The following is a 14,661-nucleotide window of genomic DNA, read 5'->3' as shown; positions in this document are numbered from 1 at the left end:
TCCATGTCGTCGCGAAGCCGGGATGTCTGGCTTTCATATTGTTAACCATATCAACCGGAACACAACCAGCGCGATGATTAGACTGTTATATGTAAGCGCAAGCCGCAGCACTGCCGAAGCTTTGAAGAATGACCTGTCCGATATTCTGGAATCGTCAAAAAAGAATAATCAAGCCCTGGGGCTGACCGGAATTCTGGTCCACGGCGGCGGCATGTTCATGCAAGTCCTGGAAGGACCGGATCACCAGATATTCAGAAAATATACCGAGATCCTTGATGACAGGCGACACGCTGATTGCCGTATCGTTCTGATTACAACCACAGAAGAGCGTGCATTCCCGGATTGGGCCATGGCGGTCCTGGAAATTTCAAATCATGAATTCAAAGGCATCCAGGAAATCATCGCTAGCCATCAGGAAACAGTGGATGTAAAAGCCTTCAGTTTAGTGATCCGCTCTTTCATGAGCAGGCTGGCGGGAAAATGAAGTGCCATCTTCGTGCCTGCCTTTAACAACACCATAAAAAGACGGATATGTTCTCTATTGAAATCCTGATGCAGGCCGTGATGGAATCCAGGGATGGCATCATCATCGCAGACGCGCGTGCTCCTGATCACCCGGTGATTTTTGCCAACCCTGCATTCGAACAGTTATCCGGCTACGACCTGGAAGATATCCTGGGGCGTAACTGTCGTTTTCTGCAGGGAACGGACCAGGCGCAAAGAAACATCAGCATCCTTGCCAATTCCCTTGAGAAGGGCGAGCACAGTATTGTGACTCTGCGAAATTACCGCAAGGACGGTTCATTGTTCTGGAACGAGCTGAGCATATCCCCGGTGTTTGATCAGTCCAGTGTCCTTACGCATTTCATCGGCATCCAGAAGGATGTCACCGCGCGCGTAGTCCTTGAGCAGCGCTTGCGCAAGGAGCGCAGGTTGCTGGAGCGCGACAAGGAAAATCTGGAACAACTGGTCGTGCATGACACATTGACCGGGATATACAGCCGTAAATATTTCGAGGATCAGTTGCGCACAAGATGGGATCAGTTGATCGATACGCAGGAAAATCTGGTCATGATGTTTATCGACGTCGATTACTTCAAGGGCTTCAATGATACTTACGGCCATATTGCCGGCGATGATGCCCTCAGAAAAGTCGCCTCGATCCTGGATGATTCATTGCGTCGGGACAGTGAATTTGTCGCCCGCTTTGGCGGTGAAGAATTCATCGTGCTGGCAACTGAAATGACCGCAGAACAGGCGATCATGCATGCCGAGAATTTATGCCGGAGTGTGCGCGATCTGGATATTCCTCATGCGGCTTCGCCACACCAGTTCCTGACGATCAGTTGCGGGGTGGTCCGTATGAAGCCGAGTTCTATGGCTCAGCCCGAAGTGCTGTTAGAGCAGGCTGACAGCGCACTGTATCAGGCCAAGGCAAGGGGGCGTAACCAGGTTGCAAGTTACGAACCATGAGATCGCTCAAGGAAAGTGCACTCAAAATGAGACTACAACTGCATCCTACTGAAAGGGAAATCATCAAATGACCCCCATACATCCATCTCCGACAGAGCCATCGTCTAGTGCTGCCGGTTGCAGGGAGTGCAAGAAAGAGACGGATCTTGGTTTTGATTTTTTATTCGCTTACCAGCCTATCGTGGATGTCCGCACGCGTTCCATCTATGCACATGAAGCATTGGTACGAGGGCCGAACGGAGAGTCTGCCTACTCGGTACTTTCGCAAGTCACTGATGCCAATCGCTATTCTTTTGATCAGGCGTGTCGGGTCGAGGCGATTCGTGGCGCGGCCGCACTGGGAATGAAGGAATTATTGTCGATCAATTTTTTGCCGAACGCCGTGTATCGGCCGGAAGCCTGCATACGCAGTACCTTTGAAGCGGCGCGACTGTATGATTTTCCTATCGAGCAAATCATTTTCGAAGTGACCGAAGGCGAGCAAGTGACGGACAGGCCGCATCTGGTGAACATCTTCCGCGAATACCGGCGCTTCGGTTTTCGTACCGCGATTGATGATTTTGGCGCCGGTTATGCAGGCCTCGGTCTGTTAGCCGATTACCAGCCGGATATCATCAAGATAGATATGGAGCTGGTGCGCGGCATCGATAGCAGCAAGCCGAAACAGGCAATCGTGCATGGCATCGTGTCCATCTGCGCAGCACTGAATGTGCGCGTGCTGGCGGAAGGGATAGAAACGTCGGCCGAGCGCGACTTCCTGTACAGTGCGGGGATAGACCTGATGCAGGGTTATCTGTTTTGCAAGCCGGCGTTTCAAGCCATAGGTATCATAGAACCGTCGTCGTGGGCCTGAAGGTGCGATCAACAAACGGCGTTTGATCCGTCACCGCCTATAATTCCGCACAATTCAAACTCCGCAGAAACCTTGAAATTCGCACCATAAGCAAATGAAACCCGTAATTGACAAGAAAAGGCGCGTGAGTGTTGCGCCGATGATGGATTGGACCGACCGCCACTGCCGCATGTTTCATCGGCAGATTACGCGCCATACCTGGTTCTATACCGAGATGGTGACAACGGGCGCCTTGCTGCATGGCGACGTGTCGCGTCATCTCGATTTCAACCATGAAGAACATCCGGTCGCGCTGCAATTGGGCGGTAGCGAGCCGGCCGATCTTGCCAAAAGCGCGAAGCTGGGCGAGCAGTGGGGTTACGACGAAATCAATCTGAACTGCGGTTGCCCGTCCGAGCGCGTGCAAAAAGGTGCGTTCGGTGCCTGTCTGATGAACGAGGCGACGCTGGTTGCAGATTGCGTCAAGGCGATGCGCGATGCCGTGCAGATAGACGTGACTGTCAAGCATCGCATCGGTATCGATGACATCGCTTCCTACGATTTCGTGCGTGACTTTGTAGGCACCGTAGCGGAAGCCGGTTGCAACACCTTTATCGTGCATGCGCGCAATGCGGTACTCAAGGGTTTAAGTCCGAAAGAAAATCGCGAGATCCCGCCTTTGCGTTATGAATTTGCATACCAGCTCAAGCAGGATTTTCCGCAACTGGAAATCATCATCAACGGCGGCATCAAGACGCTGGCAGAAATTGACACTCATCTTGCGCATGTCGATGGCGTAATGCTGGGTCGCGAGGCGTATCACAATCCGTATTTGATGAGTGCGTTTGACGCCCGTTATTACGGTGATACCGCGACGCCAAAATCACGTGTCGAGGTGCTGCATGCGATGTTGCCTTATATCCGCGCGCAACTCGAACAGCATGGCAAAAGCGAAAAGGGTGGCGGCTTGAGATTGAACAGCATCACGCGCCACATGCTGGGCTTGATGGCAGGCCTGCCTAACGCGCGCGCGTTCCGGCAAAGCTTGTCCGACTCCAAAAAACTGGCGCTCGGCGATCCCGATTTATTGCTGCAGGCACTGGCGCGCATGCAGCTGCCGACAGCGCAATAGCAACAGCCTGGCGCGTCTTTTCTCCCTGCATTTTCTGATGTGCAGCCTGCGCCAGGCACTGATGTTTACACTGGATCAAACGTGTAAGTTTGACTGATCGTGTAAATTTTACGCACACTACTCCTCTAATTTCCTTTCCGCTGAATTATTCGAGAACCTTCTCCATATAGTGTGGTCAAGAAGATAACCGTGTTGTTTCCAGGCAGCTGCCTGAGAGCAATTCGGATACATGATTCATATATTGAATTTTGTCCGCCGTGCATGGCAAACAGCTTGCATGGAATTACGAATCTTGTTCCTGAAAGGAAATCATGATGAAGACATTACCCAATAGTTCACGCCTTGCCCTTGCTGCTGCAGTATTAACGGTCTTGTTCACCAGCGCCTGCGAGCGCCGTGCACCAAGCGATGCCACCGGAACTGCACCAACCGAATCGCCAGCTCCCGCTACCAGCGGTGTAAGCCCTGCACCGGCGATGCCTGAAACGGCGCCAGCCGCACCGGCTGCGCCTGTTGTGGGAGACAGCAAAACGCCTGGCACCATCATCGATGACACGGTGATTACCACCAAGGTGAAAACTGCACTACTGGCTGATTCGGATATCAAGGGCCTGGATGTCAATGTCGATACATCGCATGGTGTTGTTACGCTGAGCGGCGCAGTGAACAACCAGACGCAAATCGATCGCGCAGGAAAAATTGCCGGCGATACGGAAGGCGTGGCTTCGACCATCAATAATTTGACCATTAAAAAACAGTAATGATTGTGGATCGGTTCAGGCGCGTTGAAAAGATGAAAGCGCCTGATTCCACATTACTCTGTCAAACAATCCGGTGCAGAACGATCGGATAGTACAAATAAAAACAGCGTGTATCGAATTGATACACGCTGTTTTTACGTTTGGAAAATGATTTACTTGCGCTGCGCGTCGCTTGCTGCGTCTTGCACCTTTTCGCCGCCACGTTCCACGTCCTTGCCGAACCCCTTGAAGGTATTACATGCGCTCAAGCCTATGCTTATCGAGAGTATGCACATGATGGAAATAATTTTTTTCATGATACTTTTCCTTTCAGGTTGGATGGATAAGCGTAGCAACGCCTCCCTTGTTTTCCGTATTTCAGCTTTATAAATGTTCTTGTCGCCTTCCCCGATTTGTTCAGGCAACGTACAAGCTTGGTACATTTAATTGTCATAAAGTTCACTAAAAAAATGAGCCGTGGCAATGGATGTAACAGAGTCATCGCCTAGCGGCGACCGATGATAATCCCCAGCAAGGTGCCAAAGCCGATTGCCAGTGCCAGCGACTGCACCGGTTTTTCCTTTACATAATCAGTGGTTACCTCAACGCCGTGATTGAATTGCTGGCGTGCTTCATCTGCAATGCCTTTGGCCGCATGGCGCAATGAACTGAATTTGGCGAGAATGCGATCGTGGGCTTCGTGCAATTCCACATCGGTCAGTTCGGCGGCATGTGCCAACAGCGTGTCCAGATCGGTTTTCAGCGTTTGCAGATCGTTGCGCAAGGTTGCGCTGTCCGGAGTATTTGCGATCATGTTTTTTCCCTTGTCAGCGGATAGGGTAGGAGAATTGGCGCTCATGAGTAATTCCTTTCAGTGGTTGAAAACAGAATCTGTAAAGTATGTGTAGCGCAGCACCACCTCAGTAGATGAGCATGCCGCTTCCTTGCAGGTAAAAAGAATATCAAGGCCAGGGGGCGGGAGTGACGTTGATATACTGCGGCCCATTTTCTGCCGGTTCGGGTATCTCTGCATTGCGCTCGCCCAGACTCAGGTCATGCGCTGCAAGTTTCGTAATTTCTTTTCTCGCAGCCTCAAAATCGGCCGGCGACAGCTGAGGGCTGTGATCGGGGCTGTGCGCGACAGCCCAACTCACCAATTCTTCAAAGCGCTGTTTCAATTCAATATGAAACAGGCCCGGCTCATTCTGGTTCAACATGGTTTTCCCCTATACAAATGATGTGCCGATTTTCATCTGGTCAAAAGTCAGACCATGCTGAGATGGAATGATTCGGCCAAAAAGCATTTATTTGCTGATTTTTTCATTTATTTGGGTAATTTTTTTGAGCAGCAATGTTGTCGAAATGCGCCATCCATTTTCATTTTTGATTATGCAGTTTGCTGTGTATTCAATGCCTTAAGGTATGGCACTCATCAATGTGCATCAAGCTGCCTGTTTTTGTGGCGCAAATTGACAAACGGATGCGTACTGCCAGTGCAGTTACGCAGGGAACTTTAAGAATAATTGCCCTATCTTATTGACGGTTTTCAATTATTTTTCGGTGTGCGCTATGAAACGAATCGATCAGGCAATCAGCGAACTGGCCACCGCATTCTGCAAACTCGAACGCCACGACAGGCAGTTGTATATCAATGCCTTGCGATCCCTGGTCGCACTCGCTGTTTCAGAAGAAAAACTGGAACGTATCTCCAGCATTGAGAACGACATGCAATATGTCGGCCGAATATTTGCCAATACACGTAGAGCCAGGGTGACCGTAGAGGGCGAACAACTCCCTTTCCCATGCAGACGCAAAGGCGATCGTCGCACCGCTTCCCGTTAATGGCTGGGCCGAATCGTATCGGTTTTACTCAATACATCTGAGCCTTACAATCCATGGGTCCTGTGTCGATCAATTTGATACTTACGTTTCAACGAAAAAATCGCAGCAAAATTCAAAGTGAACTCACCGCCATGCTTGTCCAGCATAGGCACCGCGCCTTCAAGATGTGCCTGCTCTGGCTATGCGTAGCTGCGAGCGTTTTCCAGGCCCTTGAGCGCACCCTGAATAGAAGACTCTCTTAGCGACGTCTATGGACACTTGTTTCGCAAACGATGCGCGTTATGTGCCCGTAGAAAGGCTGCGATCCGAAACGGCTGCATCCATGTCCAAAGGCGAATAAGAAAGACGATAAAGAAAATGGAAAAATCACCATCCGACACGGTGAGTTGAGAAAATTCGGCATGTTGATAATGACGGTGGCACCCAGCATCAAGGATGCAGGAAAAATGAAACAACTCAAGTCAGGCGACAAGCAATGAATGGCGATGCACGCGGAGGTGTTTAATAAAACGTTTGGGTATTACTAGGAGGGGGGGAGATCGTTTAAATAAAACGAGGAGTAGAGTGCAGCGACGTTTTTGTCACGTCAGAAACACGAAAGGGTCTAGATTTTCATCTAGACCCTTGTGCATTCGTGGTAGGCCGTGCGGGATTCGAACCTGCGACCAACGGATTAAAAGTCCGCTGCTCTACCAGCTGAGCTAACGACCCGAAAGAAAGCTATTATAGAGAACACTTATAGCCTGTGTCAATCACATCTCTACTTTTTATTCATTAGTTTATTTGTTCGGTTCCGATTGCCGTTTCAGCAGGCGTGTTCACTAGGTACGGCAGATAAAATTGCGTGGGTATGCGCCTTGCGAGACAAAAAAAATCGCCCGGCCAGCGAGCGATGAGATGATCAATATTAAAAAAATGTCAGCTTTGCGATCTGTTTCCTGCTTCGCGCAGCATTGTCTTATTTAAAATTGGCCAGGCGTTCTTTTGCAGTCTGTGCTGCCGGAGTATTCGGATACTGGGCGACCAGTGACTCCAGCGCTTTTTTCGCGGCTGTACGATCTTTCAATTCCGTGTACGAGCTGGCGATGTTCAGCATGGCGTCTGCAGCCTTGGGGTTGGCCGGATACTTTTTCAGCAGCGCTTGTTGTGCCGCGATCGCATTTTTATAATCGCGTTGCGCATAATAGGCATTGCCGATCCAGTATTGCGCGGAAGGGGCGTATGCGGATTGCGGATAGCGCTGGATGAAATCGGTGAAGGCTGTGCCGGATTTTTTATAATCGCCGGCCTTGAACAGGGCGAGCGCATTGTCGTACATGCGTTGCTCCGACAATTCCACCGACGCTTCCTGGCCATCGACGGCGACGATTTGCGGTTCCAGCTTGCGCAGGCGATTATCCAGATCGACGTAGAAATCCTTCTGCCTCTGCTGTGCATTGGCGACTTCATTCGACAGAACTTCAATCTGGCCGCGCAGACGCGCGATCTCCTGCCTCAATTGTTCGTTCTGATTTGCCAGTTCGAGTACTGCAGTGGATTCGGCCTTGCTTTGTTGTAGCGCATCGACCTTGGTACGTACATCGAGAATGGCGCGGCGTGCTTCGTCGTCGCCGAACAGCGCGGCATGCGCTGACAGCGACGCACAAGAAAATGCGGCCATCAAGGCCGCAATCAGGGTTTTTTTAATCATCGCCATTCAGATTAATAAACGATATCTGCACGGCGGTTTTCTGCCCATGCTGCTTCGTCGCTACCCAATGCTTTTGGTTTTTCCTTGCCCAGCGATACGGCTTCCATTTGCGACTCAGGAACGCCTAACAGGGACATGGATTTACGTACGGCTTCTGCACGCTTCTGACCGAGAGCCAGGTTGTATTCTGCGCCGCCGCGTTCATCGGTATTGCCTTGGATGATGATTTTACGAGCCTTGTTGCTTTGCAGGTATTTGGCGTGATTTGCCACGACTTGCTGGTATTCAGGTTTGACGACGTAGCTGTCGTAGTCGAAGTACACGCTGCGCTTGGCCAATACACCTTGTGGATCGTTCAGTGGATCGCTCGATGCGTTGACGGTGCCGACGGAGCGCGGATCTACCGACGAGCCTGTACGGTCTTCGATCGGTGCCTTGTCGTCCAGTTTGGTGGACGAGCATGCTGCCAGCAGCACGGCGGTCGACAAGATAAAAACTGATGTAATGGTGCGCATTTTATTCCCCTAGGTGATAAGCGTTCGAATGTTAATTAAATCAATTGACGTGCATTATTTCATAAACGGGCCCCATGTGGGCTCACGTATGTCGCCAGCCTGAGTGGTCAGGCGCTGTTTAACCTGACCATCCACCGAAACAACCGCCAATGTGCCGCGGCGACCGGATTCGGTGGCGTACATCAGATATTTTCCATTAGGCGAAAAGCTGGGCGATTCGTCTTTGACGGTATCGGACAGGCGTTGTTCCTGACCATTGCTCAAATCCAGTATAAATAATTGAAATTTCCCTTCGCGACGCGAAATATAGGCCAAAAATTTACCGTCTGGCGAGATGCGCGGGCTGATATTGTAGCTGCCGGCGAAGGTCACGCGGCGCGCTTCACCGCCGTTGGAGCCCATTTTATAGATTTGCGGCCCGCCGCTGCGGTCGCTGGTGAAGTAGATGCTTTGGCCGTCGGCCGAGTACTGCGGTTCGGTATCGATACCGTTGGAGTTGCTCAGGCGGCGCGGGCTGGTGCCATCGGCATTGACGACGTAAACCTGGGTCAAACCGTCGCGCGACAGCGCCACTGCCAGCCGGCTGCCATCAGGCGACCAGGATGGTGCGGAATTGCTGCCCTTGAAGTTGGCTGCCACCGTACGTTTTCTGCTGACCAGATCCTGGATATAGACGACCGGTTTTTTATTCTCAAAGGAGACATAAGCGACCTTGGTGCCGTCCGGCGACCATGCCGGCGAAATAATAGGTTCGTTGGAGCGCAGGGCGACTTGCGTGCCTTCACCATCGGAATCGGCAATCTCCAGACGGAATTCCTTGCCAGCCTTGGTCACGTAGGCGATGCGGGTAGCAAAGGCGCCACGTATGCCGGTCATTTTTTCATAGATGTCGTCAGCGATCTTGTGCGCGGAAACACGGATGAACTGGGGCTGGTTGGCCAGCGCCAGCGACGACAATTGAGCCTGCTTGATGGTATCGAACAAGCGGTATTTCACATCGAAGCGGCCGTCCGGCAGACGCGATACGCTGCCGACCACCAGTGCATCGGCGCCGCGCGATTTCCAGTCGGCAAGATTAACCTGTGAGTTTTCCGTCAATACAGTGCCGGTATCGATGACCTTGAAATAACCGCTACGCAACAGATCGGCCTTGATGATGGCGCTGACCTGATGCGGCGCAATCGATTCGTCGCCGAAGGCGGCAATCGCAATCGGAATCTGGTTGGCGCCGACGCCGGCGATCTCCACCCGCAATTGCGCGTGAGCGAGACTGGTAACGAACAAGGCAAGGATCGCGAATGAGCGTAAAAAAGAAGTCTTTGTCATGGGTCACTGATCTTTCGGTTTGTGAACGACGGTCAAGCGGCCGGGGACGCTGCCGGATTGATCGGGAGGAAATGGTTGCGAGCGTTCGATCGCGCGTTTAACGGCTTCATCGAAACCGGGCAGACCCGAAGATTTGCGCAGATGCAATCCACGCAGCGATCCGTCGGGCAGCAGTTCGACATCGTATTCGACCTGAGGATTCCCACTTAATTCAGGCGGCACGTTAAATACCGTGTTTGAGCGGATCTTTGCCCGGATTTTATCGGCATATGCACCGTCTGCGCGGCCGCTGCCTTGCGATTTGGCCGCCTGGCCGGTGCCGCCGCTACCGACTGCGCCAGTCAGGCGACGCATTTCTTCGGCCCGCACCTTGTCGCGCATTTCGGCATCACGCTGATCCTGCAGACGTTTTTTGTCTGCTTCCGCTTTTTTCAGCTGTTCGGCTTTTTTGTCGGCCAGCTGCTTGTCGAGTTTTTCCTGTTTCTCTTGCTCGGCCTTTTGCTTCAGCTTTTTCTCTTTTGCTTCTTCGGCCAACTGGTCCTTGCGTTCCTGTTCTTTGCGCTTCTTTTCTTTTTCCAGCGCGATATCGATTTTGGGCGGCGGCGGTACGACGGGCTCCACCTTCGGCGTTTCCTTGACGACAGGCTTGGGTTCCGGCTTGGGTTGCGGAACAGGTTCAGGTTCCGGCGGCAGCGGAGCGGCTTCTTTCGCCTGCATATCCCAGATTTCCGCTTTCACCGCGACCGGCGTTTCGCTCTGCCAGTCTATGCCGATCCAGAAAAACACCAGCAATGCGACGTGCACTGCTGCCGCCAGCGTGATGGCACGCCAGCGACCAGGTTCTTTCGGGACGATATACGGTGAATGTTCAGTCATAAAGCGGTGTTCACTTGGTTGCCAACCCTACACGGTTGATGCCAAGTTTTTTGGCTTCCGAGATGGCTTGAATCACCTCGTCATATTTAATGTTCTTGTCGGCGGCAATCATGACTGCGATATCAGGATTGTCGGCGTGCAGCGCCTTCAATTTTTTACCCAATTCGCCGCGACCTACAGTTTCGGTAGATGCTGCTGCGCCTTTTTTACCTTTTACAGAGACCGTAGCCGATGCATCGGCTTTCAGTTCTATGCTGATATATTCAGTCGGTGGCTGTGTGGATTTGGCGGCGTTCGGCAATTCGATTTCGCTCGGATTGACCATAGGCGCCGTCACCATGAAGATTACGAGCAGCACCATCATCACGTCGATGTAAGGGACGACGTTGATTTCGGATTTGAATTTTCTGTTGCGTCCGCCGCGCATGCTTCCGGATGAAAATGACATTGCTGCAGTCCTTAGCGCGTCTGGCGTTGCAGAATATTCGAGAATTCTTCCACGAAGCTTTCAAAGCGCATCGCCAGTCTGTCGATATCGTGCGAATAGCGGTTGTAGGCAACCACGGCCGGGATTGCCGCGAACAGGCCGATCGCAGTGGCGATCAGGGCTTCTGCAATACCCGGTGCAACGGCGGCCAGCGTGGCTTGCTGGACGTTTGCCAGTCCGCGGAAGGAATTCATGATGCCCCATACGGTGCCGAACAAACCGACGTAAGGCGAGACCGAGCCGACCGAGGCGAGGAAGGCGAGATGCGATTCCAGACCGTCCATCTCACGCTGATAGGCTGCGCGCATCGCGCGACGGGCGCCGTCCAGACGTACGCTGGCCTGGGTCGGGTCATTGGAGGCGCGGGACTTGTTGAATTCGCTCATGCCGGCTTCGAATATGCGCTCCAGCGCACCGGTCGAACCGCTGCTTTTGCGGCGATTGGAGGTGGCGTCCTGATACAGCGCATTCAAATCGCCGCCCGACCAGAAGGCGCGTTCAAATTCCTCGGTTTGTGTGCGAGCGTTCTTGATGGCGAACATCTTGCGGAAGATGTAAGTCCAGCTCATGACGGACACGCCGACCAACAGTGCCATGACAAGTTGTACAAGAACCGAAGCGTTGGCGATTAGATGGACGAAGGAAAGATCTTGAGTGACGGTCATGGAAGTGTGGTTTAGTCGAATGTTGTCAATTGTATGCGCAACTGGCAGAGGGCTGTACGATTTGGTTCTGCATGTACTTCATATATATATGTGCTTCCTGGGCCGCTTGCCGGCAACAATTTCTTTGGCGTTCTGCTACAAGCGGACATCACGATGATTCTAATTGTTGAATAGCGTGCATGACTTCCTGCGGAATTTCGCTGGGCCTGAAGCGCACAGCATCTACGCAGCAGACCTTGATGCGTCCGGTAGCCAGCAATTCCTGCTGCTCGCCGTTGATGCGCCAGGCTTGCTGCACGAATTGTACAGAAGCGCGACCCATCTTTTCGACTACGACGGTCAATTTCAGTTCATTATCCAGTTTCGCCGGGGCGTGGTAATCGACGGAGGTGCTTTTGACGACGAACATGACGCCGTGGGTTTCCGTCATGATTTGCTGGTTGATGCCGGCGCTGCGCAGCCATTCCGTGCGCGCCCGCTCAAAAAATTTCAGATAGTTCGCATAGAACACGACGCCGCCGGCATCGGTATCTTCATAGTAGACGCGGATGGTCCACGTAAAATTTGACAGCATCGGTTGACCTTGAAGTGGCAGCGCCAGGCGGCATTGCCATGATTATCTGCGGATGCGCAATTATCGATGAGTTTGATTGGACATGACAAGTTTGTTCCCGGTCATACCCATTCTGCTTCTTGATCGAGATGCCTGGTTAATCAGGTATTGCGCTTGATGAGCAAGGGACCAAAGCCTTGGCAGGTCGGCATGATTTCGATGTGATTGATATTCACATGCGGTGGCAAAGTCGCGATCCAGTAGGCTGTATCAGCGATATCGCCAGGACTCAGAGGTACCGTCCCTTCGTAAACCTTGGCTGCGGCCGCGTCGTCACTCAGACGCACATTCGAGAACTCCGTGCCGCCAGCCAGGCCTGGTGCGAGGTTGGTTGCACGTACGCCTGTGCCGACCAGATCAGCCCGTAAATTGAGCGTGAACTGCGCGACGAAAGCCTTGGTCGCACCATATACATTGGCACCGGGATAGGCATAGGCACCCGCGCTGGAACCGATGTTGATGATGGTGCCGCGATTGCGCTTGAGCATATCCGGCAAGACCAGACGGGTGACGGTGACCAGACCTTTGCAGTTGGTCTCTATCATGGTTTCCCATTGTTCCAGCGATGCGGTCTGTGCAGGCGCGACGCCCAGAGCAAGGCCTGCATTGTTGATCAGGACGTCTATCTCGCGCCATTCGGCAGGTAGTGACTCCAAAGCAGCGGTGATGGAATTTTTGTCGGTCACGTCCATTGCGATGGTCAAAACGGCAGCGCCCAGTTCTGCGGCGAGGTCGTCCAGACGGTCTTTGCGACGTCCGGTGGCAATGACTTTGTGACCTTGCTGTGCAAATTTCCGTGCCATTTCAGCGCCGAAGCCTGAGCTTGCGCCTGTGATCAAAACAATCATGGGAATTCCTTTAAAACAAAAATGAGGCCGGCGAAGGCGTTCATATAAAACGGCGTCTGATAAAAAATGTGCGTGGCGAAGATGTTTCGCTCACGCACATGTTCATCTGATTACTTGGCTGCCTGTGCGCGCTGAATCAGGAAGCTGGTCAGCAAAGGTACAGGGCGGCCAGTCGAGCCTTTGGCCGCGCCGCTTTTCCAGGCGGTGCCGGCGATATCCAGATGCGCCCACGTGTATTTTTTCGTGTAGCGCTCGAGGAAGCAGGCTGCAGTGACTGCGCCGCCGGCCGGGCCGCCGATATTCGCCATGTCGGCAAAATTCGATTTCAACTGTTCCTGATAGCTGTCCTCGATAGGCATGCGCCATGCGGTGTCGCCGGAGGCCTTGCCGGCTGCAAGCAGTTCGTTGGCCAGCGCATCGTGCGCGTCGTCGCTGCGGGTAAACAAACCGGAATTGTGATGGCCGAGCGCCGTGATGCAGGCGCCGGTCAGTGTTGCGACGTCCACTACGGCAGCCGGTTTGAAGCGCTCGACATAGGTCAGTGCATCGCACAGCACCAGACGGCCTTCGGCGTCGGTATTCAGGACTTCAATGGTCTGGCCGGACATCGAAGTAACGATGTCGCCGGGTTTGGTGGCGCTGCCGGACGGCATGTTTTCACAGGTCGGAATGACAACGATGACATTGAGCTTCAATTTCAATTCGGCGATCGCGCGCATGGTGCCGAGCACGGAGGCTGCGCCGCCCATGTCGTATTTCATTTCATCCATGGCCGCGCCGGGTTTGAGCGAGATGCCGCCCGAATCGAAGGTGATGCCTTTGCCGACCAGAACGACAGGCGCATCCTTGGCTTTGCCGCCCATATGTTTGAGCACGATGAACTTCGGCGGTTCGACGCTGCCGTTGGTGACGGACAGGAAGCTGCCCATTTTCAGCGCCTGCAATTGCTTGCGATCCAGCACTTCGACCTGCAGCTTGAATTCCTTGGCCATTTTTTTGGCTGTATTGGCCAGATAGGTCGGCGTGCAGACATTGGCCGGGAGATTGCCCAGGTCTTTGGTCAGGTCTATGCCGTTGGCTTGTGCGACTGCTTGCGCGATAGCATCTTTGGCGATAGCGGTTGACGCAGCGCTGACTGCAAAGACGATTTTTTTCACGCCGGCAGGGGCAGGTTCTTTTTTGCTTTTCAGACTGTCGAAGCGATAGGCGGCGTCGCGCGTGTTGAGTATGGTGCAGCGTATGCTCCATGCCGCGTCGCGTGCGGCAACTGCGTCCAGCGGCAGGGCGATGACGGCCTCACTGGCACCCAGCGTGGTAAATGTGCGTGCCACTGCCTGCACTGCGGATGAAAAATCCTTTTCGCTCACGGCGTCGTCCTTGCCCAGACCGACTAGCAGTACACGTTCGGCAGCGACGCCGCTAACGCCGCGCAACAGCAGTGTAGAACCAGCTTTGCCGGAAATGTCGCCGGACTTTAATGCGGCACTGATGCCGCCCTTTTGGTCTAATGCCTGAGCGGCGGCTGACAGCTTTTTGTTCTCGAATACGGCGACTGCGATGCACCCCGTCTTGATACTGGCGATAGTGCTTTTTGCGTCTAATGGTTTTATGCTAAAGTCCAT

Annotated in this window: 19 protein-coding genes and 1 tRNA gene; 7 read left to right on the top strand and 13 right to left on the bottom strand. The window is 53.0% G+C overall.

The annotated features are described in order from the left end of the window. The first annotated feature begins 22 nt into the window (after positions 1-22). The 5 genes from ACIQW9_RS07625 (at position 23) to ACIQW9_RS07605 (ending at position 4,198) form a co-directional block, all read left to right on the top strand. Positions 23-484 carry a BLUF domain-containing protein gene (locus ACIQW9_RS07625; protein WP_353156143.1) on the top strand — a complete coding sequence of 154 codons (462 nt, stop codon included), beginning with the start codon at positions 23-25 and terminating at the stop codon, positions 482-484. A 47-nt stretch (positions 485-531) separates the two neighbouring features. Further along, positions 532-1,473: a diguanylate cyclase domain-containing protein gene (locus ACIQW9_RS07620; RefSeq protein ID WP_402334960.1), complete on the top strand. Its 942-nt coding sequence runs from the start codon at positions 532-534 to the stop codon at positions 1,471-1,473. Positions 1,474-1,540: 67 nt separating this feature from the next. Next, a complete protein-coding gene (locus ACIQW9_RS07615; protein ID WP_402334957.1) occupies positions 1,541-2,326 on the top strand; it encodes an EAL domain-containing protein in 786 nt (261 codons plus the stop codon). 94 nt (positions 2,327-2,420) lie between these two features. Further along, positions 2,421-3,437 (top strand): tRNA dihydrouridine(20/20a) synthase DusA, encoded by a 1,017-nt coding sequence (dusA, locus tag ACIQW9_RS07610; RefSeq protein ID WP_402334954.1) that lies wholly within the window; start codon positions 2,421-2,423, stop codon positions 3,435-3,437. 314 nt (positions 3,438-3,751) lie between these two features. After that, entirely contained in the window at positions 3,752-4,198 is a 447-nt protein-coding gene (locus ACIQW9_RS07605; RefSeq protein ID WP_402334951.1) for a BON domain-containing protein, read from the top strand. 152 nt (positions 4,199-4,350) lie between these two features. Here the strand turns inward: ACIQW9_RS07605 and ACIQW9_RS07600 are convergent, their stop codons facing one another. The 3 genes from ACIQW9_RS07600 to ACIQW9_RS07590 all read right to left on the bottom strand — a co-directional run bounded on the left by ACIQW9_RS07600 (position 4,351) and on the right by ACIQW9_RS07590 (position 5,394). Next, a complete protein-coding gene (locus ACIQW9_RS07600; RefSeq protein WP_402334948.1) occupies positions 4,351-4,494 on the bottom strand; it encodes an entericidin A/B family lipoprotein in 144 nt (47 codons plus the stop codon). A gap of 188 nt (positions 4,495-4,682) precedes the next feature. Next, positions 4,683-5,036, bottom strand: coding sequence for a YqjD family protein (locus ACIQW9_RS07595; protein ID WP_402334946.1), 354 nt, complete (start codon positions 5,034-5,036; stop codon positions 4,683-4,685). 103 nt (positions 5,037-5,139) lie between these two features. Then, positions 5,140-5,394, bottom strand: a complete 255-nt coding sequence (locus ACIQW9_RS07590) for a hypothetical protein (protein WP_402334943.1) — start codon at positions 5,392-5,394, stop codon at positions 5,140-5,142. A 352-nt stretch (positions 5,395-5,746) separates the two neighbouring features. Between ACIQW9_RS07590 and ACIQW9_RS07585 the strand changes: the two genes are divergently transcribed. Continuing rightward, positions 5,747-6,019 carry a hypothetical protein gene (locus tag ACIQW9_RS07585; protein WP_402334940.1) on the top strand — a complete coding sequence of 91 codons (273 nt, stop codon included), beginning with the start codon at positions 5,747-5,749 and terminating at the stop codon, positions 6,017-6,019. A 314-nt stretch (positions 6,020-6,333) separates the two neighbouring features. Further along, the gene (locus ACIQW9_RS07580; RefSeq protein WP_402337944.1) at positions 6,334-6,498 is read left to right on the top strand and encodes a copper-binding protein; all 165 of its coding nucleotides are present in this window, start codon (positions 6,334-6,336) and stop codon (positions 6,496-6,498) included. A 156-nt stretch (positions 6,499-6,654) separates the two neighbouring features. Here ACIQW9_RS07580 and ACIQW9_RS07575 read toward each other — a convergent pair. The 10 genes from ACIQW9_RS07575 to ACIQW9_RS07530 all read right to left on the bottom strand — a co-directional run bounded on the left by ACIQW9_RS07575 (position 6,655) and on the right by ACIQW9_RS07530 (position 14,661). Beyond that, positions 6,655-6,730, bottom strand: a tRNA-Lys gene (locus ACIQW9_RS07575). Positions 6,731-6,977: 247 nt separating this feature from the next. Further along, positions 6,978-7,715, bottom strand: coding sequence for a tol-pal system protein YbgF (gene ybgF / locus ACIQW9_RS07570; protein ID WP_402334937.1), 738 nt, complete (start codon positions 7,713-7,715; stop codon positions 6,978-6,980). A 5-nt stretch (positions 7,716-7,720) separates the two neighbouring features. After that, on the bottom strand, positions 7,721-8,224 hold the full coding sequence (gene pal, locus ACIQW9_RS07565) for a peptidoglycan-associated lipoprotein Pal (protein ID WP_402334934.1): 504 nt from the start codon (positions 8,222-8,224) through the stop codon (positions 7,721-7,723). Between the two features lie 54 nt (positions 8,225-8,278). Further along, the gene (gene tolB / locus ACIQW9_RS07560; RefSeq protein WP_402334932.1) at positions 8,279-9,550 is read right to left on the bottom strand and encodes a Tol-Pal system beta propeller repeat protein TolB; all 1,272 of its coding nucleotides are present in this window, start codon (positions 9,548-9,550) and stop codon (positions 8,279-8,281) included. A 3-nt stretch (positions 9,551-9,553) separates the two neighbouring features. Next, a complete protein-coding gene (gene tolA, locus ACIQW9_RS07555) occupies positions 9,554-10,426 on the bottom strand; it encodes a cell envelope integrity protein TolA (RefSeq protein WP_402334929.1) in 873 nt (290 codons plus the stop codon). Positions 10,427-10,436: 10 nt separating this feature from the next. After that, entirely contained in the window at positions 10,437-10,874 is a 438-nt protein-coding gene (locus ACIQW9_RS07550; protein ID WP_402334926.1) for an ExbD/TolR family protein, read from the bottom strand. 11 nt (positions 10,875-10,885) lie between these two features. Next, positions 10,886-11,578, bottom strand: a complete 693-nt coding sequence (gene tolQ, locus ACIQW9_RS07545) for a protein TolQ (protein ID WP_402334924.1) — start codon at positions 11,576-11,578, stop codon at positions 10,886-10,888. Positions 11,579-11,726: 148 nt separating this feature from the next. Further along, the gene (gene ybgC / locus ACIQW9_RS07540) at positions 11,727-12,152 is read right to left on the bottom strand and encodes a tol-pal system-associated acyl-CoA thioesterase (protein ID WP_402334921.1); all 426 of its coding nucleotides are present in this window, start codon (positions 12,150-12,152) and stop codon (positions 11,727-11,729) included. A 140-nt stretch (positions 12,153-12,292) separates the two neighbouring features. After that, entirely contained in the window at positions 12,293-13,039 is a 747-nt protein-coding gene (locus ACIQW9_RS07535) for an SDR family NAD(P)-dependent oxidoreductase (RefSeq protein WP_402334918.1), read from the bottom strand. Positions 13,040-13,149: 110 nt separating this feature from the next. After that, entirely contained in the window at positions 13,150-14,661 is a 1,512-nt protein-coding gene (locus ACIQW9_RS07530; protein WP_402334915.1) for a leucyl aminopeptidase, read from the bottom strand.

Source organism: Herminiimonas sp. NPDC097707, assembly GCF_044761395.1.
Classification (GTDB): Bacteria; Pseudomonadota; Gammaproteobacteria; order Burkholderiales; family Burkholderiaceae_D; genus Oxalicibacterium.
This window is presented reverse-complemented; position numbering and strand designations above follow the sequence as displayed.